The following is a 2,393-nucleotide window of genomic DNA, read 5'->3' on the forward strand; positions in this document are numbered from 1 at the left end:
GCCCGCCCCCGCCGCGCCGTGGGCCTCCGCAGCGTGGTCCGTCCGGCCCGTGTCGTCCGCTCCGCCCGTGTCGTCCGCGCTGCCCGGGTCGTCCGCGCTGCCCGTGTGGTCGGCGCTGCCCGTGTGGTCCGACCCCACCGTGTCATCCGCTTCGACCGCGTCGTTCATGGTCGGACCGTATCGGGGCGCAAGCGCCGGCGCCCGGCCGAGCTATCCCGCGGACACCCGGGCGTGGAGCTCGCGGATCGCCTGGCGGGGATCGTCGTCCACCCGGGACTCGGCGTCGAAGATCATGGTGGCGCGCCCGTCGAGTGTGTACGCGGGCCAGGTGGGGAGCCCGGGGTGGTCCGGAACGCCCTCCTGGGCGAATCGCACGAACGCCTCACTGATCACCTGGGCCACCTGGGCGTTCTCGGGCCGCTCACCGGCCATCGGGGTGAGCGGGTAGTTGTCGAACGCGAACGGAATCTCGCCGCCGTGGGTGGCTCCGAGAATTCCACCGAGGGCGGGTGTGGCGAAATCGAAACGGTAGACATACACGGGCGCGGCGTCCGCGGCAATCTTCCGCTGGGCCCAGTCGATTCCGCCCCACCACATCACCCGGTCGGTCACGAATGCGCACGCCAGTTCGCTCGGCGTCGCGTCCGGCCGCTCCGCCCGATAGGCGCGCACGAACTCCGGCCCGGCGGCGCCGAACATGCCACCGGCCAGCGCCGCCAGGCCGGCGTCGTCGAGGGAGCCGAACCACGGCATCCCCAACATGATCATCTTCATGTCGTCCCGGGTCGACCCGACGAGAACGGGGACCTCGGCGCCCAGCGGCGAGGCCTGCGGATCCATCGGATGGGCGGGCAGGACGTGGCCGTCGACGACCGCCTGGAACGGCATGAACTGCTCGCTGCCGGCCGCCCCGGCGAGCCCGGAGCCGATGGGCACCCCGATCGACTCCGCCTGCGCGATCAGCAGTTCGGCCGGCACGTCGTGCAGCTTCGCGATGTCGGCCGGGGCGATCCCGAGGCGGTCCAGCAGCTCCTCGGCGTTCGCGGTCGCCACGTCCGCCGGGCAGGAGCGGATCAGCGGGCCGCTCATCACCGCCGCCCGGTGGAACAGGCCCTTCGCCGCCGGCATGCCCAGCAGGATGGAGGTCTTCGACGCGCCGCCCGAGTCGCCGAACACCAGCACCCGGTTCGGATCGCCACCGAATCCGGCGATGTTCTCGCGCACCCATCGCAGGGCGAGCACGATGTCGAGCATGCCGGCGTTGCCCGCGTCGCGGTAGCGGTCCCCGGCCAGCTCGCCCAGGTGCAGGAAACCGAGTGGCCCCAGCCGGTGGTTGATCGTGACGACCACGGCGTCGCCTCGGGCGGCCAGGGCAGCGCCGTCGTAGAGCGGCCAGGAGCCCGAGCCCGTGCTGAAGGCGCCACCGTGCAGCCACACGAGCACGGCGCGGGCGCGTTGCTGGTCGACGCCGCCGGTCCAGACGTTGAGCACCAGGCAGTCCTCGTCCTGGGCCGGTTCGTCCCCGGCCAGGCCGTGCAGGAACGCCAGGAACGGCGCCATGCGCGCGGCCGCGGCCGGATCACCCGCGCCGCCGCCGGCCTCCGCCGGGCTGGCCTGCGGCGCGGTCGGGCCGTAGGCTAAGGCGTCGCGAACACCCGTCCACGGCTCGGGCGGGCGGGCCGGTTGGAATCGGTTCGCGCCGGCGACGGATCCACCGTACGGAATCCCCTTGAAAACGTGCACGCCCGATGGTGTCGTCGTGCCACGAATCCGGCCGCTCGACGTTTCGATGACGATATCCGGCATGATCGGTCCTTTCTCGCGGGGCCCGTTCCCGGGCGCGAGTGAGGTAGCTCGATGTACCGGAAATTAGGCGCCGACCGAAGGTGTGTCAACACTGTTCACCGGGCCCGGTTGCGACCGGTTGACGTGGTCGAGGCCACTCTGAAACGCTGCGTGGTACCCGCACCTGGGCCGCGGGTACCGGGCCGTGGCAAGGCGGGCCGGGTCGTGGGAGTCGGGGCGGGGCTGGGCCGACTGGCCAGGCCCGAGGGCAACAGAGGACGGAGCTGTCTGATGGGCGCGAGCGAGCTGTCCGGGAACGTCGATTCCGCACCGTTAGCCCGCTTCGCGGCGACGGCGGCATGACCGGGATGGCCGAGCCCACCGCGGGACCCGTACCGACCACAGCAGCCATTCCGGCCACGAACTCCGTTCCGTCGCCAACATCCGATCCGTCCACGGCAACCGTTCCGTCCACGGCAGCCACGGCAGCCCCTGGCCTGGGCCAGGCGGGCCGGCTCGCCGGGCGGGTCGCCGTCGTCACCGGTGCGGGCCAGGGCCTGGGCCGGGGGATCGCCGAGGCGCTGGCCGACGAGGGCGCAGCGGTGGCC

1 protein-coding gene and 1 pseudogene are annotated in these 2,393 nt (G+C 72.7%); one reads left to right on the top strand and one right to left on the bottom strand.

All coding sequences use genetic code 11. The annotated features are described in order from the left end of the window. Positions 1–210 precede the first annotated feature (210 nt). Positions 211–1,806 (bottom strand): carboxylesterase/lipase family protein, encoded by a 1,596-nt coding sequence (locus ND748_RS30120; protein ID WP_251749611.1) that lies wholly within the window; start codon positions 1,804–1,806, stop codon positions 211–213. A 338-nt stretch (positions 1,807–2,144) separates the two neighbouring features. Here ND748_RS30120 and ND748_RS30125 point away from each other — a divergent pair. Further along, positions 2,145–2,393: pseudogene (locus ND748_RS30125) on the top strand (hypothetical protein); the annotation flags it as partial.

The sequence above is a fragment of the Frankia sp. AiPs1 genome, assembly GCF_023716945.1.
Lineage (GTDB): Bacteria > Actinomycetota > Actinomycetes > Frankiales > Frankiaceae > Frankia.

Coding starts and splice junctions, on each gene's coding strand:
- ND748_RS30120 (WP_251749611.1), bottom strand. CDS start 1,806: ATGCCGGATATCGTCATCGAAACGTCGAGCGGCCGGATTCGTGGCACG.